General features: G+C 45.2%; 15 protein-coding genes and 1 pseudogene. 15 read left to right on the top strand and 1 reads right to left on the bottom strand.

What is annotated here, in order from left to right:
• The first annotated feature begins 13 nt into the window (after positions 1-13).
• From NSQ20_RS19165 to glnA, 14 genes are all read left to right on the top strand, one after another.
• Positions 14-574 carry an outer spore coat protein CotE gene (locus NSQ20_RS19165; protein WP_017687912.1) on the top strand — a complete coding sequence of 187 codons (561 nt, stop codon included), beginning with the start codon at positions 14-16 and terminating at the stop codon, positions 572-574.
• Between the two features lie 201 nt (positions 575-775).
• The gene (locus tag NSQ20_RS19160; RefSeq protein ID WP_340030604.1) at positions 776-2,026 is read left to right on the top strand and encodes a hypothetical protein; all 1,251 of its coding nucleotides are present in this window, start codon (positions 776-778) and stop codon (positions 2,024-2,026) included.
• 207 nt (positions 2,027-2,233) lie between these two features.
• A complete protein-coding gene (mutS, locus tag NSQ20_RS19155; protein WP_340030602.1) occupies positions 2,234-5,035 on the top strand; it encodes a DNA mismatch repair protein MutS in 2,802 nt (933 codons plus the stop codon).
• A 21-nt stretch (positions 5,036-5,056) separates the two neighbouring features.
• The gene (mutL, locus tag NSQ20_RS19150; protein ID WP_076328514.1) at positions 5,057-7,285 is read left to right on the top strand and encodes a DNA mismatch repair endonuclease MutL; all 2,229 of its coding nucleotides are present in this window, start codon (positions 5,057-5,059) and stop codon (positions 7,283-7,285) included.
• A 17-nt stretch (positions 7,286-7,302) separates the two neighbouring features.
• Positions 7,303-8,088: a class I SAM-dependent methyltransferase gene (locus NSQ20_RS19145; protein ID WP_036672760.1), complete on the top strand. Its 786-nt coding sequence runs from the start codon at positions 7,303-7,305 to the stop codon at positions 8,086-8,088.
• Positions 8,069-9,025, top strand: coding sequence for a tRNA (adenosine(37)-N6)-dimethylallyltransferase MiaA (gene miaA, locus NSQ20_RS19140; protein WP_076328515.1), 957 nt, complete (start codon positions 8,069-8,071; stop codon positions 9,023-9,025). Before NSQ20_RS19145 ends, miaA begins: the two co-directional genes overlap by 20 nt.
• A gap of 373 nt (positions 9,026-9,398) precedes the next feature.
• Positions 9,399-9,641 (top strand): RNA chaperone Hfq, encoded by a 243-nt coding sequence (gene hfq, locus NSQ20_RS19135; RefSeq protein WP_017687918.1) that lies wholly within the window; start codon positions 9,399-9,401, stop codon positions 9,639-9,641.
• 170 nt (positions 9,642-9,811) lie between these two features.
• Complete coding sequence (locus NSQ20_RS19130; RefSeq protein ID WP_340030601.1) at positions 9,812-12,478, top strand: PBP1A family penicillin-binding protein; 2,667 nt, start codon at positions 9,812-9,814, stop codon at positions 12,476-12,478.
• Positions 12,479-12,779: 301 nt separating this feature from the next.
• Positions 12,780-13,343, top strand: coding sequence for a DUF402 domain-containing protein (locus NSQ20_RS19125; RefSeq protein WP_036672757.1), 564 nt, complete (start codon positions 12,780-12,782; stop codon positions 13,341-13,343).
• A gap of 110 nt (positions 13,344-13,453) precedes the next feature.
• A complete protein-coding gene (locus tag NSQ20_RS19120) occupies positions 13,454-14,425 on the top strand; it encodes an AAA family ATPase (protein ID WP_340030600.1) in 972 nt (323 codons plus the stop codon).
• A gap of 124 nt (positions 14,426-14,549) precedes the next feature.
• Entirely contained in the window at positions 14,550-15,836 is a 1,287-nt protein-coding gene (hflX, locus tag NSQ20_RS19115; protein ID WP_076317601.1) for a GTPase HflX, read from the top strand.
• Positions 15,837-15,919: 83 nt separating this feature from the next.
• On the top strand, positions 15,920-17,173 hold the full coding sequence (locus NSQ20_RS19110) for a methionine gamma-lyase family protein (RefSeq protein ID WP_340030598.1): 1,254 nt from the start codon (positions 15,920-15,922) through the stop codon (positions 17,171-17,173).
• Between the two features lie 82 nt (positions 17,174-17,255).
• The gene (locus tag NSQ20_RS19105; protein WP_017687924.1) at positions 17,256-17,669 is read left to right on the top strand and encodes a MerR family transcriptional regulator; all 414 of its coding nucleotides are present in this window, start codon (positions 17,256-17,258) and stop codon (positions 17,667-17,669) included.
• A 129-nt stretch (positions 17,670-17,798) separates the two neighbouring features.
• Complete coding sequence (gene glnA, locus NSQ20_RS19100; protein ID WP_036613569.1) at positions 17,799-19,127, top strand: type I glutamate--ammonia ligase; 1,329 nt, start codon at positions 17,799-17,801, stop codon at positions 19,125-19,127.
• Between the two features lie 69 nt (positions 19,128-19,196).
• Here glnA and NSQ20_RS19095 read toward each other — a convergent pair.
• A pseudogene (locus tag NSQ20_RS19095) lies at positions 19,197-20,381 on the bottom strand (tyrosine-type recombinase/integrase).
• Between the two features lie 1,337 nt (positions 20,382-21,718).
• Here NSQ20_RS19095 and NSQ20_RS19090 point away from each other — a divergent pair.
• The gene (locus tag NSQ20_RS19090; RefSeq protein ID WP_338706319.1) at positions 21,719-22,738 is read left to right on the top strand and encodes a phosphotransferase; all 1,020 of its coding nucleotides are present in this window, start codon (positions 21,719-21,721) and stop codon (positions 22,736-22,738) included.
• Positions 22,739-23,150: the final 412 nt, after the last annotated feature.

The following is a 23,150-nucleotide window of genomic DNA, read 5'->3' as shown; positions in this document are numbered from 1 at the left end:
AGGAGGTTTAAAGATGTCATTGAGTCATAAACATCAATGTAGAGAGATTATCACGAAGGCGATCTGCGGCAAAGGTCGTAAGTTCTCTACCGTAACACATACCGTGACTCCGCCAAATGGTCCGACAAGTATTTTGGGGGCTTGGATTATCAACCACCAATATGAAGCCGTATCAGCGGGTGACGGAATTGAAGTTATTGGTACTTACGATATCAACATTTGGTATTCCTACGACAAGAATTCTCAGACGGATGTAGCCAAAGAAACGGTCTCGTATGTAGAACATGTGCCTTTGTCCTATCTGGACCCGAAACACCGGACTTCCACAGTGGAGGTATCTGCGGATGCAACGCAGGAACCTAGCTGTGTGGAAGCCACAGTATCAGCAGGTGGAAGCAGTGTAATTATCCGGGTAGAACGGGAATTCGCTGTGGAACTCGTTGCCGAAACCAAAGTTTGTGTGAAGGTCTGCACAGATGGTTGCGGTGATTACGAAGACAAGGACTATGACTTTGGCAGTGCCGATGGAGATTATGACGATCTCGATCCCGATCTGCTCGACGATGAGCTGTGAGTTTGACGCCTGTATTTGATAACCTAAGGTATCATATGCGCCAGAAGGCGCGGTGAAGAGGGCGTAAGCCCTCTTTCTTCTTAAATATTGAAAAATGGGTGGTAACGAGCCTCGCAATGTGCCTGGAATACCTTTCACGGGAAGGCTCCGCATTGCGGGGTTATTTTTATTTTAGTTGCATGATCCGTGAGGGGGGACGTAATGAGTGTGATGGAACAAGCGGAGGAAGCGTTGCGCCGATATGAAAGGATGACTTCTGGAGAACGTGCAGAACGGTTGAAACAGGCAGGCATTGAAGTATTGTCACTGCACGATCGGCGCAAACGTGAACCAGGCTTGCGTGTACGCTATGACGTAGAGATAAGCTGTCTGCAGGCGATCCGGATCAAACGCAAGGATACTAGTGGCATGGGAGGGGCACAGGAAACTCTGTTGGAGCGTGAAGCGAGTTCAACCTTGTTCAAGCGCATAGAACGACTTGCGATCAAAACGCTGTATACGCTAGGGCTGGATCATGGAGCTGTTCGAATGGAATCCTCAGGGAATGGCGGCTGTGCAGTGATTTCGATCGACCCGTGTCCCTGGAAAGGGGTGACCAACCTTGCTGCTACCTATAGGGAAAGCTGGAAGCAGCATCAGGAACTGCTGGATGAGGAACTGAGGCACAGACCCATTCCAATACTCGGCATGGACCCGGAGTTTCTTCTGGTGCAGATGCCGGAATCCAAAATCGTACCCGCCTCTAGATTTCTTGAACGTACAGGAATGGCAGGCTGTGATTCCGTGACGATTGGTGGACGGCGCATATATCCGGTTGCCGAACTGCGACCGGCTCCCAGCTCCGAACCACGAGAACTGCTGGCTCATCTGATGAGGGCATTCGCAGCCGCTTCCCGCAGCATCAGTGATCACTCGCTCATCTGGCAGGCAGGAGGGATGCCACAACGGGGGTTACCTTTGGGTGGTCATATTCATTTTAGCGGGGTGAATCTTACCGGGGAACTGCTTCGTGCACTGGACAATTATCTGGCATTTCCACTGGCATTTCTGCAAGACCCCCGTGGATCGGGAAGACGACCCCGTTATGGAGCACTTGGTGATTTTCGTCTGAAATCCTATGGTGGGTTTGAGTATCGTACGTTACCCAGCTTTCTTGTGTCGCCCCTTGTTGCGAAAGGTGTTGTGGCCTTGGCAGGTCTGATCGCGAGCGGGTATACTCAATTACGGCAGCGTCCGTTGGCGAAAGCTGAGGTTCATACGGCTTTTTATGAAGGAAAGCGCGAAGTGATTAAGGATCACATTCCAGCTCTCGTAGATGATCTGAAGAGGTTGGATGGATATGCACGTTATGAACGATATGCGTCTCCGTTAATCCTTCAATTAAAACTGGGAAGAACTTGGGATGAGAGCCGCGATATTCGCAAACTCTGGAATATTCGGGCAGGTTCATGAAGTACGGACGTTTTTTTGATATAATAATAAACAAGTCTTTTATGAGTAATAAGCTACTACGGAAGATATGGAGCAGCAACCTTTGAAGGAAGTGGCGATTAGCCAACACATAAGGCGGAGGCGCAAACAAAGTGCCTGACCGTCTTATTGTCCTTCCAGGATGCGTTTCTTCCTGACATTATAGGAACAGGATGGAGGATATTCATCATGGCTCAGTATACGCCAATGATTCAACAATATTTGCAAGTGAAGGCCGAAGCACAAGATGCTTTTCTATTTTTTAGACTGGGTGACTTCTATGAACTGTTCTTCGAGGATGCGATTAATGCTTCCCGTGAACTTGAGATCACGCTGACCGCACGCAACGGAGGCACGGATGACAAAATTCCGATGTGCGGTGTACCTTATCATTCGGCTGACAATTACATACAGCGTCTGATTGAAAAAGGATATAAAGTTGCGATATGTGAACAGATGGAAGATGCAAGTGTAACCAAAGGCATGGTACGCCGTGAAATTGTACGTGTGGTTACACCCGGAACGGTAATGGAAGGCAAGACACTCGGTGACAAGTCCAACAACTACATGGTGTGTCTTACAGGTAATCAAAATACGCTGGCGCTCGCGGCCTGTGATCTGTCAACGGGTGAGTTGTATGTGACATCCGTACCCTATTCCAAGGAATGGCTCAAGGATGAAATCGGCATCTACGAACCATCGGAGCTGGTGGGGGATGCAGCGCTGCTTGAAACGGTAGAAGCCGAGGCGTCTCCAATCGGTCGTCCTGTGGTCTACACGTCGTGGACAAAGAATAAGGAAGATCTGGTCCGTCAGCAGTTTGGCGAGGCTGTCTGGGCAAGATTAGAGCCTGAACGTCAAGCGTGCATTGCACGTCTTTTCTCCTATCTGAGTGAGACACAGAAACGTTCTCTGGGGCAGTTAACTCAAATCTCAACGTATGAGCCCGATCATTACATGATCTTGGACCCGTTTACCCGCCGGAACCTGGAATTGGTGGAAACTGTGCGTGAACGCTCCAAAAAAGGTTCATTACTCTGGTTGCTTGATCGGACCGAGACGTCCATGGGTGCGAGAATGCTGCGTCGTTGGGTCGATAAGCCATTGTTACAAAAAGGGAAGATCAATGAGCGTCTGGAAGCTGTGGATACGCTATACAACCAGTTTATATTGCGTGAAGACCTGCGGGCAGAACTCAAAGACATCTACGATCTGGAGCGTCTGGTAGGTCGGATCGCGTTTGGTAATGCCAATGGTCGTGACCTGAATGCGCTCAAGTCATCGCTGGAGAAAATTCCAGGACTTCGTCAACATTGCGCAGGATCATCTTCCGCAACATTGCAGCATATTGCCGAAACGATGGATGATTGCAATGATCTGCGTGAAGCCATCGGGCATGCCATTGTGGACGAGCCGCCGGTATCGGTAAGGGACGGAGGTCTGATTCGTGAAGGGTACCATGAACGTCTGGATGAATTGCGTGAGGCTTCAGTTAACGGGAAACAGTGGATTGCGGAGCTGGAAGCGCGAGAGCGTGAGGCGACAGGCATTCGATCGCTGAAGATTGGATATAACAAAGTGTTTGGTTATTATATCGAGATCACCAAGTCCAATCTGTCCGCGTTGCCAGAGGGACGTTATGAACGTAAACAGACACTTGCCAATGCAGAACGATATATTACGCCGGAGTTGAAGGAAAAAGAGACGTTGATTCTCGAAGCTCAGGACAAAATGGTTGATATTGAGTATGGACTGTTCGCAGAGCTGCGCGAGCGGCTGAACAAAGAGATCGCAAGATTGCAGAAGCTGGCCGAACAGGTGGCCGAAATTGATGTGTATCAATCTTTTGCGGTGATCAGTGCTGAGCGCAACTTTGTACGGCCCACGTTGACCGACGGTTATGACCTGGTTGTGGAAGAAGGACGCCATCCGGTCGTCGAGGCGGTCATGCGAGACGGCGCATTTATTGCCAATCACACGGCAATGACCAAGGAAGAGGCACGTATTCTGCTGATTACCGGTCCAAATATGGCTGGTAAGAGCACGTATATGCGACAGGTCGCTTTAATCTCCATTTTGGCGCAAGTGGGTTGTTTTGTACCTGCGGGTCAGGCCGAAGTGCCGATCATGGATCGCATTTTCACACGGATCGGTGCCGCGGATGATCTCATTGGAGGACAAAGCACATTCATGGTGGAGATGGCCGACATTCAGGTCATGACGGACAAAGCCACACCACGTAGTCTGATTATTATCGATGAATTGGGACGGGGAACGTCGACCAGTGAAGGTATGGCGATTGCTCAGTCTGTTATTGAATATGTACATGATATTATTGGCTGTAAAGCTCTTGTATCAACTCATTTCCATGAACTTGCTCATCTGGAGGAGAGTCTGGATAAGCTGGCCAACTACTCGATGGCGGTACAAGAGAGCGGTGACAAAGTTAATTTCCTGCGCAAATTGATTGCCGGGGCAGCCAGCAGCAGTTATGGTATCTATTGTGCACGCCTTGCAGGTCTGCCTGATAGCATTATTGAGCGGGCGAATGGACTATTGCATGGGTTCGAACATGCGGCCGCGCAAGTAGCTGTGGGCAGTGAATATATCGGAAACGAGAAGCAGGAAGAAGGCTTGAAATTAAAAGGTGGAGAATTCCAGCACACGGATTCAGCACCATTGATCCGGGAACACGAGATTGAGGAGAGTGCAGAGTACACACCTTCTATTGAAGATTCGGTTGGGAAGCAACATGCCAAGAAATCAAACAGCAAAGGACAGTCCAGCGCAAACCATTCGGATGTGGTTCAACTGTCCATCTTTGGAGATGATGAGCCGAATGTGGCAACGAAACCGGATGTAGTTGCGGTGGATAAACCAGCGCGAGAATTCATCCGTACGATGAAAGATATCGATGTCATGAATATGACGCCTCTTCAGGCGATGCAGATATTGAATGATCTCAAATTGAAGGCACAGCAATTATCCTGAGTATAAGGGAGGGGAAAACCTGTGGCGAAGATACATGTGCTTGATGAACATATTGCCAACCAGATCGCGGCGGGTGAAGTGGTCGAACGGCCTGCTTCAGTTGTCAAAGAGTTGCTCGAAAACTCGGTGGATGCAGGCGCCACCAAAATTGAAGTGACGGTGGAAGAGGGCGGACTCCTCAGTATTCGTGTCAAAGACAATGGTACAGGTATTGAGCCAGAGGACATGGAAACCGCCTTTTATCGTCATGCGACCAGCAAAATAGCCCATGGCCGAGATCTGTTTCAGATCACAAGTCTTGGATTCCGTGGCGAAGCCTTGGCGAGTATTGCCGCCGTGTCCAAGGTAGAGGTATTGTCGGCAAGTGACAATGATGGGCGGGGGCGCCGCATCGTAATTGAAGGCGGGAACCTTCGCACTCATGAAGACGCAACCTCACCCCAAGGTACAGATTTTGCAGTGAGTGAACTATTTTACAATACACCTGCCAGACTCAAATATATGAAAACGATCCAGACGGAACTGGGACATATATCAGATGTCCTTTACCGGATGGCGATGTCTCATCCAAACATTTCGTTCCGACTGCGCCATAATGAGAATGTGCTGCTTCAGACGTTGGGCAACGGCGATCTGCTACAAGTGGTTGCAGCGATCTATGGGACAAGTGCTGCCAAAGCGATGCTTCCCATCCAGGGAGAAAGTCTGGATTACCGGGTGAGCGGGCTGATCAGCCTGCCAGAATGGACACGAGCGAATCGTAATGGTATGTCAACGATTGTTAATGGGAGATTTGTTCGCAATTACGGTCTCAATCAGGCGATTCTCAAAGCCTACCATACCTTGCTGCCGATCAATCGCTTCCCACTTGTCGTGGTGCAGTTGGAGATGCACCCCTCTCTTGTGGATGTGAACGTGCATCCGGCGAAGTTGGAGGTTCGCTTTAGCAAGGAACCAGAACTGTATGAATTCATAGAGACGACGTTGCGGGGGATACTCCGGCAGGAGGTACTGATTCCACAGGTCAAAAAACAGCAGATTCGACGTGGAGACGATAGTTCCTTTATTCAGGAACAATTCCTCTTTCCACGTGGTCCGCTGAAAGATGTATCTGATGCAGAAGGATATGGGCAACAAGGTCCACTCGGGAAACCTACTGTTGCAGCGCTGAAGTTAACTGCGGAAGATGATGATCTGGATTTGGATGCTCCGGCGGATGTGTCTACAGCACAGTTGGTATCTGAACAGGGTCACTCAGTGCCGTTGCCCGAAGCTCCACCTGAGGTTACACAGCCCCCGGAGCAGTTAGAAAGTTGGAACGGGGATATTTTGCAGAAGATTGCTAGTTATGACGGGGGGCAGACATCCGCTAACGTGCAAGACGGCACTAAGGATGTAAGTACAAGTTCAAATACAAGTTCTACCGAAACTGTTCCCAAATCTGACCTCTCTTCTCAAGATGGTGGGGATCGTGGAGCAACAGAGAAACCGCTGGCTGAAGGCAAACCAGCTACGTATCGCTCCGATTCCGTATATTCACCGGTTAGGGAAGCTCGTTCATCGTATAATCCGTCTTCGATTGCCAGAGGTGAACGGACGTGGAAAACCTCAGGTCTGCCTGATGCCACTAAACTTGCTGCTGCCATTAAATCAGATGCATCCATGCCTGAATTTCCGGAGCTGAGTCTGATCGGACAGCATCATGGTACGTATTTGATTGCGCAAAATGACCAAGGTTTATATTTGATTGATCAGCATGCCGCTCATGAACGCGTGAATTATGAGTACTATTACGAGAAATTTGGTAACCCTGCCCAGGCCTCACAAGAGTTACTGCTGCCTATTACGCTCGAATTTACACCTTCGGAGACGGAAAAGCTGAAAACAAGGCTGGCCTGGTTCGAACAGGCGGGTGTATATTTGGAGCATTTCGGTGGACAGACGTTCCGTGTGCGCTCCCATCCGTTCTGGTTCCCCAAAGGGGACGAGAAAGACATTATCGAAGAAATGTCCGAATGGGTTCTTAGTGAACGCAGCATAGATGTAGCCAAGATGCGAGAAGCTGCATCCATTATGTGCTCCTGCAAGGCGTCCATCAAAGCAAACCAAAAGTTGACGGATCAGGAAGCAGAAGTACTGATTCAGCGTCTGGGTTCATGTCGTCAGCCCTATACTTGTCCACATGGGCGGCCGATTGTGATTTCATTTTCAACATATGATCTGGAAAAATTGTTCAAACGTGTTATGTAGCTATTTAGGAGGAATCTATGTATATTACAACCGGTGAAAAGGAAGCGGCTTTACTTGTGGAGCGGGCCCGAAACCTTGCTGAAACAACAGGGGGTACTTACGTGCGCCGTAATAAAATGTCTCTGCCCATGATGATTGAACACTATGAGGCGGAGGAGGTTCTGGTTGTACTCCAGGGTAAAGTGCGTCTATTTCGGAAGGATTCACCGTTGCTGGAGTTCCACCCCAGCATGGGATTTGTTCGTGCCAAACGTATATTGCGAGGAGAACCTGATCCACTGCTGGAGGCGGGGGCGGTGAATGAAGGGGATACCATCATCGATTGTACAGCCGGACTGGGCACGGATGCACTGGTGTTCTCGGTTGCAGTGGGCAAAAGTGGACGGGTGATTGCATGTGAGAGCTCTCTTCCGCTATATACACTATTAGTGGAGGGGATGTCTCAATATGAGACGATCAAGCCAGCGGTAAATGAAGCTTTCCGGCGTATTGAGCTGCATCATGCGAATCATCTTGAGTTGCTGCGTTCCATGCCGGATCGAAGCTGTGATACCGTATATTTTGACCCCATGTTCCGTGAACCGATGATGGATTCAAGTGCTATACAGCCCTTGCGAGATTATGCAAATGCTCACGCGCTGGATGAACAGAGCATTATGGAAGCAAAACGGGTTGCCCGTAAACGGGTAGTCATGAAAGAAAAGCGCGGCAGCGCGGAGTTTGACAGGCTCGGATTCGAAATACTTGATCGGGCGAATGCAAAAACCCTGTACGGAGTGATTAATGTTGAAAGTGGAAGTTAAACCAAAACCTAAACTGCTTGTGTTGGTTGGACCAACAGCAGTAGGCAAAACAAGAATGAGCATCGAGCTTTCCCAAGCTTTCAATTGTGAGATTATCTCAGGAGATTCGATGCAGGTATATCGTGAAATGGATATCGGAACTGCCAAGATTACCTCTGAAGAAATGAAGGGTGTACCCCATCATCTCATTGATATCCATGAACCGGAATATCCGTATTCTGTGGCCGAGTTTCAGGAGAGTTGCACACGATTGATTAGTGAAATCCATGAACGCGGTAAAATGCCTTTTATTGTTGGTGGCACCGGTCTGTATGTGGAATCGGTATGTTACGGCTTCCAATTTTCGGATAGCGGTTCAGATGAAGCGTTCAGAGAGCAACAATTCAGCTATGCTGAGCTAAATGGAGCTCAGGCCCTTCATGATCGACTGAGGGAAGTTGACCCCGTTAGTGCGGATCGTCTGCATCCGAATGACCAACGGCGGATTGTACGTGCGCTTGAGATCCATCATCTCACAGGCGAGAAGTGGTCTGATCAGCTGGCAGTACAGAAGAAAGAGTCGCCTTATGACCTTCTTATTGTTGGTTTGACAATGGATCGGCAGAAGTTGTACGCCCGGGTAGAAGAGCGGATTGATCTGATGATCGAACAAGGTCTGGTAGATGAGGTGAAATCCTTGTTGGAACGCGGAGTGGCCAGAGGTCATATTTCCATGCAAGGGCTGGGGTATAAGGAGATTGCAGCGTTCCTGCAAGGGGAAGTGAGTTGGGAAGCTGCGGTTGAGTGGTTGAAGAGGGATACGCGTCGATTTGCCAAACGGCAGCTTTCCTGGTTCCGCCATATGAAGGATATTGAATGGGTGGACATGACGGATACCCAGGATTTTGAAGGGAAATACAAGCAGATAAGTGAATTGATTACACAAAAATTTGATTGATTTGAGCGATTGTTAGTATTCTTCTGACAGGCATCGATTAGATCAAGATATGTAAACCTCTACCTTCTGGTCATCAAAAGGATAGAGGTTTTTATTTATCACTAGAACAGATGGTAGAGATTAAGTATTCGGCAAACAACGAATAAATGTGCTTTAAAATGAAGAATTTGTCCCTCTTTTGCAAAACAGACAAGCGGTGTATAATGGATAAGTCTTCTATTTGTTCACCTCGCTAAGAATGGGGGTAAAATAGCAGACAAGGGGTTTTTGTGGATTATATGAAACTGTTCATGATATAATAGCACGAAAGCTACTCAGCGATATTGAATATTACTTGAACACGAATTCAAATGAACCAATGGGGGTACGGCTAATGAACAAGTCCATCAACATCCAAGATACGTTCTTGAACCAACTGCGGAAAGAAAATATTCCTGCTACGGTCTATCTGACCAACGGCTTCCAAATCCGCGGGACGATCAAGGCATTTGACAATTTTACGATCGTCATTGACAGCGACGGACGCCAGCAAATGGTCTACAAGCATGCCATCTCCACGTTCACGCCGCAACGCAGCGTATCGCTGATGCAGCAAGATAACAGCGGCGAAGCTTAAAAAAATTACGAAACCTTTTCACCAACCATTTCGTCTACAAGTATAGGTATTGAAACAGAGCAACCTGAATAAAGGGTTGTTCTTTTCATTCCGGGCAAAATATGTTTAATATATGCCTGAGCCTACAGACGATTAGAAATTATGCAACCGAAAGGGAGTCAGGAGGTAACATGCCAAACGATCCGTTGTCGAGGTCTAACAATCGCAACAACAATAACAAGTCACCCAAAAAAGCGAAGCCAAAGACCTCTAAAAAGAAAAAAATTACGGGTAAACGCGTTGGATGGACACTGTTTTTCACAATGGCAATCGCCATATTCTGTGCACTTGGCGGATATTTATTTATTATGGTGAGTGGTGAAAATCTGCTCAAAGCCAATAAGGACAAAACCACAATTAATGAAACTTCAAAAGTATATGATCGCAATGGCCAATTAATGGGGGAACTATCCATTCAGAAGCTGGAACCTGTCAAAGAAGATGATATTCCTGAGCTTGTGAAGCAAGCCTTTGTTGCAACGGAGGATAAGCGATTCTACGATCATCAGGGCGTGGATATCTGGTCCATTGGGCGTGCAGCGGTTAAGGATGTCATGGCTCGTTCCATGGTGGAAGGTGGTAGTACACTAACCCAACAGCTTGCCAAGAACATGTTCTTGTCCCGTGACAAAACGTTCTTCCGTAAAGCAACGGAAGTATCGATTGCCATGGCATTAGAGCGCAAGTACACAAAAGACGAAATCCTGACGATGTATCTGAACCGGATTTTCTTCGGTCATCAGCGTTACGGGATTAAAGCGGCATCTGAATTTTACTTTGGAGTTACTGATCTCAAGAGGTTGAAGTTGTGGCAAATTGCTACATTAGCAGCTATGCCGAAAGGGCCTTCTGCCTATAATCCGGTGAGCAATCCAAACGACTCAAAAGCACGCCGAGGTGTGGTATTGCAGCTGATGTATGAACAAGGCTACATTACCAAGGCGGAGATGGACGAAGCAAAAGAGATTAACTATAACTACAAGCGACCAGAGAAAGACAGGAAGTATCAAGGTTTTATAGATTATGTGCTCCGTGAAGCTGAACGAGTAACAGGTAAAACGGAAGATGATCTGAATATCGGCGGGTACAAAATCTATACAACTATGGATGCTCAGGCTCAAACAGCCATGGAAACTGCCTTCACAGATGATAATCTGTTCGAGGCAAGTAAAGACGATCAACAGGTTCAAGGCTCCATGGTTATCATGAACCATGAGAATGGTAGCCTCGTTGCCCTCCTGGGAGGACGGGATTATCAGACTAAAGGTTATAGCCGTGTAACGCAGAGTCGAAGACAACCAGGTTCAGCTTTTAAACCGATTGTGTCTTATGCACCTGCGCTTGAATCAGGAAATTACAGTGCCAACTCGTCGCTGAGTAATGCGAAGCAATGTTTTGGTAACTACTGTCCTGGTAACTTGCATGGATATTCTTCAACGATCAGTATGACGGATGCAATTACGAAGTCGGAAAATATCCCTGCGGTTTGGCTGCTTGATAAAATAGGTGTTAACACAGGCATTAATTTTGCCAAGAGTGTAGGCATACAGCTGACAGATGAAGACAAAAACTTGGCGATTGCCCTCGGTGGTCTAAGTAAAGGTACAAATACACTGGAAATGGCGCAAGCCTATAGTGCATTTGCCAACCTCGGAGAATACCGACAAGCCTATGCGATTAAAGAAATCAAGGATAGCGCAGGCAAAACCACTTATAAACATGATAACTCGGACACAACGCGTGTCATGAGTGAGCAAAATGCGTATCAGCTTACACAGATGCTGCAGAACGTCGTTAATGACGGTACGGGACGTTCAGCACGTCTGGATCGTCCGGTAGCGGGTAAAACAGGAACAGTTCAAAGTGGTATCTCTGGCAACAGTGCCAACCGTGATGTATGGTTTGTTGGATACACCCCGGAATGGACTGCCGCAGTCTGGATGGGCTATGACAATCCGGATGCCAATCATATGCTTAAGAACAGCAGTAAGCTGTCGGCAGCTTTCTTTGCCAAAGTCATGGGAGATGCTTTAAAAGGCGTTCCAGTGAAGCAATTCAAAGCACCAGCTGGAGGGCAGGCACCTCCGCCAGTAGAAGAACCAGAAAAGCCGGCTCTGTCCGTTAGTGGCCTGAGTGGATCATACGATCCAAATGCACAAACCGTCTCCCTGAGTTGGACTGGAACGGGTGACGCGAGTACGCAATATCGAATTTATCGGAAAGAAACATCTGAAGCCCAGTTCACTCATCTCATTGATGCAATAGGAGCGACCAATGCACAAGATTTAAGTGCGTTGCCTGGTCTAACCTATGAGTACTATGTGACAGCTTACGACTTGGCATCAGGACTTGAGACGGATCCTTCCAACACCATCTCCTTGATGATTGAAGCGCAGGAAGTGCCGCCGGAGGAACCTGATCCTGGTATAGACCCTGGAACAGAGATAGATCCTGAGCAGCCAGGTACGGAGAATCCGGACAATGGTACACCGGATAATGGCAACTCGAACGGTAATAACGGTAACGGAAATGGAAATGAAAATGGCAATAACGGTAATGGTAATGGTAATAACGGAAACAATGGCAACGGTGGTAATAACGGCGGAAACGGTCAACCTGGGGAAGGAAATACGACCCCACCTGGTCAGGGCACAACAGATCCTGGCGGAAATGGTGAAGGTTCCGATGACGGGGGCGTAACAACGCCGGGCGAAGTTGTAACTCCGGACAGCGGAACAAGTGGGGATACTGGAGGGACAGATGCACCTGCAGATTCCCAAGCTGGAACCGGCGGCTAAGCCAATGAATCACTAAATAGCTACATTATAGCTACATTGAAAAAACTGCTTCCTGGGAAACCGGTGAAGCAGTTTTTTTGTGTTATACAGAACCAACTGTAATGGAAACTGATTTGATGAATAGGTGTGACAAAGCTTGATTTTGAGTGTAAACCTTAAATATGGTAAGCTGTAACTATTCGTAATACGTTGTGCAAGGGCGGGCCCAGAGCGCTGGAATCCATCAGGCGGACGTTATTACATTGTTCACCAATAACATCAGAGCAGGTCACGGACCTGTAGTCGGCAAAGAGGGGTTCGTATGAAACGGAAATTCGGGGATCGCGCGAACTGGCGCCGGATTACGAACCGACAATTCACATGCCGGTTCGTTCAATCCAAAATTTTCACAGGTTATATTACGTTGTACACCATACAGGATTTGAAAGAACCTCTGTGGAAAACTTATGGAGGCAGTACCTTCTGTATCGCAGATAAAGGTTATTCCTGGCTGCAATACTATCCGAAGGGAGAGCACTTTGTAGTTACGGCGATGTTTGACGATCAGGAACGGATTGTAGAGTGGTACATTGATACATGTCGGAGTCAGGGGATAACCGATCAGGGTGTTCCTTGGTTTGATGACCTGTATCTGGATGTCGTTGTACTGAAAGATGGAGAAGTATTTTTGCTGGATGAAGATGAGCTTGAAGATGCACTGTCACGGAAACATATTACAACGGGTGATTATGACTTGGCTAACAAGACGGCAAAGGAACTGCTGCATGCCATTGATGCACATGTATTCCCATACTTTCAGTTATCACTGAAGCATAGGCCGAGTTTGTTTGAGAACGGAGAGTTTCGAAAAAACATTCAGATTTGAGTCATCTACTTATCCGTAGAATTCTTCATGATCCTTCTAATATTGGAGCACCTGATAGAATACATTAATAATCAGGAGAGTTCAGCCCGATAAAATAGAGGTGATGGCGAATGAACGGACGGGTCATGGCTGCAGGAGAGCAACCAGGAGGCAGACCATCCAGACAAATTAATATTGTGTTGCGTAACCAGGAACCTCAGACGTTGGTCAAAGATGAAGCAGCGGCAGTACAGGCAGCCAAGAGTATAACCAAACATGCGCACTTCCAGGAGATACAGGGTGAATTGGAGCAACTGGTTGGACTTGAAAATATCAAAGACTTGGTATTTGAGATTTATGCTTTCCTACAGATTGCTCAGATGCGCACTGAAGCAGGCCTACTTAGTGGTGCGCACGTGTATCATATGATCTTCAAAGGCAATCCGGGAACCGGTAAGACCACCGTGGCGAGGATCGTTGCCAAACTCTTTCAGAAGATGGGTGTGTTGAGTAAAGGGCATCTTATTGAAGTGGAGCGTGCGGATCTGGTTGGAGAATATATCGGTCACACAGCTCAGAAAACAAGAGATCTGGTCAAGAAGGCACTCGGTGGAATATTGTTCATTGATGAAGCTTACAGTTTGGCCCGCGGGGGAGAGAAGGATTTTGGCAAGGAAGCAATCGATACGCTTGTAAAATCAATGGAAGATAACAAAAATCAGTTTATTCTCATATTGGCTGGTTATTCAGATGAGATTGATTTTTTTCTTCAGACCAATCCCGGATTACCTTCCCGCTTTCCCATTCAAGTGGAGTTTCCAGACTATAGCATTGATCAGTTGATTCAAATCTCTGAGATTATGGCCAAAGAGCGTGACTATATTCTAATGCCACAGACCATACTCAAGCTAAAACAGCATTTGCTTCAGGAAAAAAATGATTCGCTGCATGCGTTCAGTAACGCCAGATACGTTCGTAATGCCATTGAGCGTTCGATCAGGCATCAAGCGGTTCGATTGTTGGAACAATACTCGGAAGGCAGTCCAGGAAAACTGGAGCTGATGACAATCCGTACAGAGGATTTGAACTTTGAGCGAAAGTAAGCGATAATATAGTTTTTACACCAGCCGGCCGGGCCAACCGGTTCGGCTTAAGGCATGCCATGGCATATTCGTGGCAATGTATATCAACGGATTAATTTAGTAATTAGAGGGAGTGAACATATACATGACAAATGGCACACATGATACAGATATGGTCAAAAAAGATCGCGCCGTCTTGGTGAGTCTTGTTACGGATGATGTAAAACGTACAGGTATCAACCCTGAGTACTCTTTAGAAGAACTGGTGAAACTTGCCGAGACAGCTGGAGTGGAAGTGCTAAGTGTACTTTCTCAGAACAGGGAAAAACGTGATACCAAATGGTTCATTGGTAAAGGTAAGGTGGAAGAGCTCCGTGCGATTGCAGAGGAACTGGGAGCAACTACAGCTATATTTGATCAGGAATTGTCAGGTGCACAGGTTCGTAATCTGGAAGAAACCCTCGATCTCAAAATTATTGACCGTACCCAACTGATTTTGGACATCTTTGCACAACGTGCCAATACTAGAGAAGGTATCATTCAAGTGGAATTGGCTCAACATAGCTATTTGCTGCCACGGTTGTCGGGTCATGGCAAGAACCTGTCCAGACTCGGGGGCGGAATCGGAACAAGAGGCCCAGGTGAAAGCAAACTGGAGACAGACCGCCGTCACATTCGTGGTCGTATCGATGATCTGAAGCGTCATCTGGAAGAATTGACACGTCATCGTAAGTTGCATCGTGAACGCCGTAAAAAGACAGGTATTGTTCAGGTGGCCCTTGTTGGTTATACCAATGCTGGCAAATCAACTTTGCTCAAGCAGTTGACGGCTGCAGATGTGTATATTCAAGATCAGCTATTCGCAACATTGGATCCTACATCACGTACGATGGAACTTCCAAGTGGAAAAGAAATCGTACTTACCGACACGGTTGGATTTATTCAAAATCTACCGCATGATCTGATTGCAGCATTCCGGGCAACGTTGGAGGAAGTGAATGAAGCAGACCTGATCCTGCATGTTGTGGACGCCTCATCAGCTATGCGTGAAGATCAGATGCGGACGGTTAATACGATTCTGCAAGAACTTGGTTCAGGGGACAAGCCGCAGTTAGTCCTGTATAACAAAAAAGATGCGTGCACACCAGAGCAGCTTGAGATGCTTCCATTGGATAAAGACCATATTAAAGTAAGCGCATTAGACTCGGAGGATCTGCTTAAAATCCGTGAATTCATTCAGACAGAGCTGACAGGTGATACGAAGCGCTTCCGTATTCCGGCAGAACGTGGTGATCTTACGTCGGTACTCTATAAAATTGGTGATGTAGTGGATACCAGCTTTGAAGAGAATGATGTGATTTATGAAGTTGAATTGCAAAAAGGTGAATATGAGAAATTTGGTTATATGCTTGAAGAATTCATTGAATTGTAATATTCATGACATATTGATGTGATAAGTTACACGATAATGGATATTCGACGTCAGATTCGTGCTATGAAGGGGAATGAAGTAAGATGGTAAGCTTTGATTCAGAAATATCTGAACTTCAACGTCAAGTGGAGCGTCAGATTGAAGGACAACTTCAACAGATTGATCGGATCACAGATCACAATCAATGGAAGGTGATTAATGCTTTCCAACAGCGAAAAGTAAGTGATTTTCACTTTGCAGGTTCAACAGGTTATGCCTATAACGATCGTGGGCGTGAAGTACTTGATGAAGTATATGCTGATGTTTTCGGCGCGGAAGCCGCGTTGGTACGTCCTCATTTTGCTTCAGGTACTCATACGATTAGTACAGCTCTCTTTGGAGTTTTGCGTCCAGGTGACGAATTATTGTACATCACGGGTAAGCCTTACGACACATTGCATAAAGTTATTGGCAAACCCGGTGATGGTACAGGTTCATTACGCGATTTTGGCATCGGTTACCGTGAGACGGCCTTAACTGATGAAGGTGGAGTGGATTGGGCAGCAGTTGAAAAAATCATTACACCGGCTACAAAAGTTATTGGGATTCAACGTTCACGTGGTTATGACTGGCGCTCATCCTTCTGTGTTGCTGAGATTGCTGACATGGTTACGCGTGTTAAAGCGCTTAAGGAGGATGTCATCGTATTCGTAGATAATTGTTACGGTGAATTCACGGAGGAACGTGAACCGACAGAAGTCGGAGTTGATCTGATGGCCGGATCACTGATCAAGAATCCTGGTGGAGGCATTGCGGAAACCGGTGGATACATATGTGGGAAGGAACAATACGTACAGCTGGCAGCTTATCGTCTGACAGCCCCTGGAATTGGGGGAGAGGTTGGAGCAATGCTGGGGACAACACGTGGCATCTACCAAGGACTTTACATGGCACCGACAATTGTAGGACAAGCTATCAAAGGAAGTACGTTTGCTGCTGCGATGTTTGCTGAATCCGGATTTGTAACCAAACCCGCCTGGAATGAAGCTCGCACAGATCTGATCCAGGCTGTTAAGTTTAGCTCTGCCGAGCATCTGATCGCCTTCGTGCAGGGGATTCAGCGTGCAGCAGCTGTGGATAGCCATGTGGTTCCTGAACCGTGGGATATGCCTGGTTATGAGCACCCTGTCATTATGGCGGCAGGTACGTTCATTCAGGGTGGAAGTCTGGAATTATCAGCCGACGCGCCTATTCGGGAGCCGTATATCGGGTATATGCAAGGCGGATTAACGTACTCTCATGTCAAATATGGCGTTTTGATGGCGTTACAGACTATGAAAGATCGTAAATTATTGTGAGTTTATCTAACACGTCATTGACACTTGGTAATAACTAAATGTACAATAGGGTGAAGAATAGATGACTGGAAGGTTGATGAACATGGGTGATGAAATCCGCAGAAATATGGCCTTATTCCCAATTGGTATTGTAATGAAACTTACGGATCTGTCTGCACGTCAGATTCGTTACTATGAGCAGCACAGCTTGATCGTTCCTGCGAGAACGTCAGGTAATCAACGGTTATTCTCTTTTAATGACGTAGAGAGATTGCTAGAGATCAAGGCTTTGATTGAAAAAGGAGTTAACATCGCGGGCATCAAACAAGTGATGAATCCTGTTTCAAAAGAATCCGAGGAAGCTACAGTTATCACGCCAGATACTGAAGTTAAACGCAGAGAGCTGTCCGATACGCAGTTGCACCGCTTGCTGAAGCAGCAGCTTGTATCAGGTAAGAGACCAGGACAAGTATCTCTCATTCAGGGAGAGCTTTCCCGATTCTTTAATAAAAACTAAATTCGCATAACTTGGCGAGTGAGGGGAAAACATGCACTTTTGGTGTGAGACTCCTTGACCCGTGGAACTTTCTAATGTACAAATATAACAGGCAAGCCAAATACGCAGATAAGAAAGGGAGAGGTTATAGTGAGTTATACAAAAGAAGACATTCTCCGCATTTCGAAAGAAGAAAACGTACGATTCATTCGATTGCAATTTACTGATTTGCTTGGAGCTATCAAAAACGTTGAGATTCCTGTGAGTCAGTTGACTAAGGCTCTGGATAACAAGATGATGTTCGATGGATCTTCCATTGAAGGTTATGTACGTATTGAAGAATCCGACATGTACCTCTATCCAGATCTAGATTCTTGGCTTATTTTCCCATGGGTAGCAGAGAACCGTGTTGCACGTCTGATTTGCGACGTATATCTTCCGGATGGTAATCCGTTCCCAGGAGATCCACGTGGTATCTTGAAACGTAACCTGAAGGAAGCCCAAGATATGGGATTCACTTCCTTCAACGTTGGTCCTGAACCCGAGTTCTTCTTGTTCAAAACAGACGAAAAAGGAAACCCGACTAACGAACTGAATGACCAAGGTGGTTATTTCGACCTTGCGCCTACGGATCTTGGTGAAAACTGTCGTCGTGACATCGTTATCACACTTGAAGAAATGGGCTTTGAGATCGAAGCTTCCCACCATGAGGTAGCTCCAGGTCAGCATGAGATCGACTTCAAATATGCTGATGCTCTGAAAGCTGCTGACCAGATCCAAACGTTCAAACTCGTTGTTAAAACGATTGCACGTCAGCATGGTTTACATGCTACATTCATGCCGAAACCACTGTTTGGTATGAACGGATCGGGTATGCACTGTAACCAATCCTTGTTCAAAGGCAATGAGAACGCATTTGTTGATGAGTCGGACGAGTTGGGTCTGAGCAAAACTGCTCGTCACTTCATGGCTGGAACTCTGAAGCACGCACGTGCGTTTGCAGCAATTACTAACCCAACTGTGAACTCGTACAAACGTCTTGTACCAGGTTATGAAGCACCTTGTTATGTAGCATGGTCTGCTAGTAACCGTAGCCCAATGATTCGTATTCCAGCTTCCCGTGGTCTGAGTACACGTGTTGAGGTTCGTAACCCGGATCCGGCTGCTAACCCTTACCTGGCTTTGTCTGTTCTGTTAAAAGCAGGTCTGGACGGAATCAAACGTGAGCTTTCCTTACCAACTCCAATTGACCGTAACATCTACATCATGTCAGAAGAAGAGCGTGTGGAAGAAGGCATTCCAAGCTTGCCAGCTGACCTGAAAGAAGCATTGAATGAATTGATCCGCAGCGAAGTCATCTGTGATGCTCTTGGCGACCACGCCTTGGCTCACTTCTATGAGCTGAAAGAAATTGAGTGGGATATGTACCGTACACAAGTCCACCAATGGGAACGCGATCAATATATTACGTTGTACTAATCGAAAAAACCTTTTAACTACGGGGTTTTGAAGTATCTAGCCGGGGGACGTTTTGAGGAGATTGCACTTCTATTGAGGTTGCGTCCTCCAAACGTCCCCCGGTTTTTGATTCTCTGATCCAAAAATACGGGAAGTGTACTCCTCATATTTATCAATGTTTCTCTTTTCTAGCTTTTTAGAAATATGAGCATACACATCGGATGTAATTTGCACACTGCCATGCCCAAGTTGCTCTTGTACAAATTTTATGTCAGCCCCAGCTTCAAGCATGACCACGGCATAGGTATGTCTCAAGGAGTGAATTGTTAATTCCTCACTCAAACCAGCCTTTCTCAAAATCCTCTTCGAAGCATTAAAGAGACTAGATTTAGGCATCGGACTACCGTCGTTTTTGCACAAGACTAGGTTTAAATCGTGTCTGTACATTGACTCCCCTAAATTGATCTTATTTTGATTCTGCCATGAAGCATGATACCTTAAATCATTAATAATTCCGTTACTTACACTAATTGTGCGGGTAGAATTTTCGGTTTTTGTATCTCCGAAAAGTTCGTCCTCGTCTTCAGCTTGAAAATCGAGTGTTTCATCCACGCGGATCGTCTTTTCTTTGAAATTGATATCCGACCACTTTAAAGCGGCAGCCTCACCTTTTCGTAACCCCGTTTCAATCAGCACTTTAAAGAAAATCCATTAAATGTACCCATCTCCTCGAGAAGTATGAAGAAATTTGGGAATGTCCTCTGAATCAATGAATTGGATCGTCTTCTTTTTGTGCTCTCCTTTAATAATTGAACCTTTACATGGATTGCGTAATATTTTCCCTTGAATCAATGCATGCTCTATGGCTGAGTATACTGTTGAGTTAATGATCTCGACCGTTCGTTTACTGAGTCCCTTTTTAAATAGAGAGTCCAAAAAGACTTGATACATATCTGGTTTTAAATCCTGGAGCATCAGACGCTTAAAATAAGGTTTGATATGGGTGTTAAGATTGTTATCATGTAGTTTGATTGTGTTCTTTCTTACAACACCTTTTTTGTAATTATCAATCCAATTACGAATGTAATCTACCAAAGGAATGTCGGATTGTTCGAACCCTTGTTTGAGCTGCCTTAAAAATTCAGCAGCAGCCAGTTCAGCCTCTGGTTTAGTTCGAAAACCAGCCTCAGATTTCTCTTTTTGTTGTTGAGTGAACGGATCGGTGTACTTTAACCGATACCTCCAGCCACTTTTCAATTTCTTGAAACTTGCCAATTTGATTCCTCCTACTAGAACGTTAGTTTTTTTTTGTATGTAAAACCGCCTCACAGCGATATAAGCGTAAGTTAATCAATTTTGAGCAGAGTAGTGAAATGTTCTGGGTTAAAGATGAAAAAGGAGAAAGAGCTTCGAATTAGAGTCGGAAAAGATATTTTAAAAAAATCATCAAAAAACGAGCCTTCGGTAACTAAGGCTCGTTTGTGCAGGAGTCATATTTGGCTCCAATAACTATGTTTGGATTAGTGCAGAGGTTTCTTGCGGAAAAGTAACTAAAACAATTCTACCCTATTTCACAGGATTTGACCATACTTTAGCTTTAAAGTTCGAGACCAGAACTTGTACCGATTGCCGAAAAGGACAAGGAAATGATCTGATTACCGATTAGATAAGTATTTAACTACTTGTCACTGCTCTAATTCATTAAGCTAGCGGGCAGTTTAGATTAAACTGCGGTGAACCATATCATCGCTAGTGATAAAGCAGAGAATTGAACTGGATATCGCATCGGCAACGCTGAGTTTGCAGGAAGGAGCTTAAAGTATTCACGTACTCGATACATGTGGAGTATCTAATATTGATGGTTCGTAAGGAATAGATGAGATATGACAGTTTAGCTCAAACGACTTAATTGTATAGTGTTGACACTTCGCCCACTTGGAGTAATATCTTACTATTGAGATAGCATTCTATTTCCGATGAAGACATATTTTAGTTTGAATGTTATTTAGGAAGGAGAGACACTATGACAATGTTCGAGATATGTTCTATGCAAAGTCTATTTTATGAACAACGGCGGTTGTTTGTATAGAGCTAATAATATAAGTAACCGTTTAAATCTGGATAGTGATAATTGTTATAGTGTAGACTTTGCTACCTTAAAATTCAACTATTTTAAGGAGCGGCTATCATGAGATATGTAAATGCCGACAGCATCTTTCCGGAAGAATTACTAAATGAAATACAAAAGTATATTAACGGTGGATTGGTTTACGTCCCTAAATCAAAAGGTTTGCGTAAAAAATTGGAGTGAAAATTCAGGCAGTAGAAAAATTTTAATCTTAGAAATGATGAAATCCGGCGAAAGTTTCTCGATGGTGGCACTATCGAGAAACTTTCAGATCGATTTTTCTTTTCAAGCGATACTATTAAAAAGATCGTTTATACAAAATAATAGTTTAACAAAAGTCGCATTGGAAGAAATTCTAATGTGACTTTTTTGTGTATATTATGGTTTAAATTGTTTACTACATATTTTCAAGCTTTTACTATCGTTATAATAACATATAAGAGAAGTAGTTGGTTTACTTCATAAAACTGTAGGGGGATAACAAATGAATGATTTTTTTAGATTTGATACTGATGAAGAACGGCGGGCGTTATTAATCAGAGCAAGGAAAGTCGCTTTATCTGCAATTGGAAAGTATGACTTAGAATGGGATAACATCCAGTTTATTAAACTATCCGATACGATCACCTATAAAATTGAAACCAGTACAGATAACAATTATTTACTTCGCATTCATTCGGACCGATTAAGCAGAGAGGAAATTCGTTCGGAGCTCCTACTGTTACAAGCCCTGAACAAATCGAAAGATCTAACTGTACCAGAAGGGATGGCAAATTGTGATAGTATTTATGTATTGGACATCGAAACAGAGATAGGATATAGGCGCCCTTATGTAACGATGATGCGGTGGATAGAAGGTGAAAAAGCAGTAGGTGAATTTACAGATAATCAAGCATATAATATGGGTGTATTGATGAGCAGGCTCCATGCAGCGGCAAAGGATTTCAATCCACCTTCTGATTTTGTAAGACCTACTTGGGGAGTGGAAAGTTTTAAACGTGAAATGGCTAAGTTGGAACGTTATTATGAACGTTTTTTATCCGAAGAGGGGTGGAAGCTGTATCAAGATGCAGCTGAGAAGGTTGTATCCCAACTTACCACGATGCATCCAAGTGAACATAACTATGGGCTCATTCATGCTGATTTACATACCGGTAATATGGTTTTTAGAGATAATCAACCCTATCCGATTGATTTTGGAAGATGTGGGTACGGATATTATCTCTATGATATGGCAGGTACCATATTGGAGCTTTGGCCAAAACATCGATGGATGCTTGTCCAAGGTTATGAGAGTATTAGGAAGTTGGAAACGGACTATATTCGGGATCTGGAATGTTTTTTTGTCATGTTCATGATCGAGAACACCTGCCATCACTCCTCTGATCCAAGAGAAACAACCAGTTTAATCGATGAACAAAAGTATGCCCAAGCATACATAAGAGAATATTTAAATGGTAATCCATTTTTATTCGAAGTGATCGAGCCTGTAAATGTGGATTAATACTAACCGATACCGGGCTAAAATAATGATATCTTATGGTGATGATTTACAATAGGTCGCTGTTTAGAGTGTTTGTTCGTATCATCAAGTTTTAAAAACGTGAGCTATGACTTCGAGTTTATATAAGATCTACTTGTGTACTTAGCGCTGAAACTTTTCTGTTTATTATGAAGATTTATGCTTATTCATGAAGTTTGTCCGATCCAATTGTTCTTCAGCTTCTCTAGTTCCCCTTCATTTTCGGGGTGTATTTTGACAGAGCTGTTTGGGTCGTTTCGTGATTTTTTAAACTGGCATTGAGTTGGAATGAAGGCGACTCGAATTGGTGGGTCGTCTTTTTTCTTTTCTAGGGGCTTGATGGTTTGCGCCGAATGTTCAGTTCAGCGAGATGCCAAAAACGGTTGAGGCATTA

The sequence above is a fragment of the Paenibacillus sp. FSL K6-1122 genome, from assembly GCF_037977015.1.
GTDB classification, from domain to species: domain Bacteria; phylum Bacillota; class Bacilli; order Paenibacillales; family Paenibacillaceae; genus Paenibacillus; species Paenibacillus amylolyticus.
The sequence above is the reverse complement of the archived record's forward strand: the minus strand, read 5'-3'. Positions and strand labels throughout refer to the sequence as shown.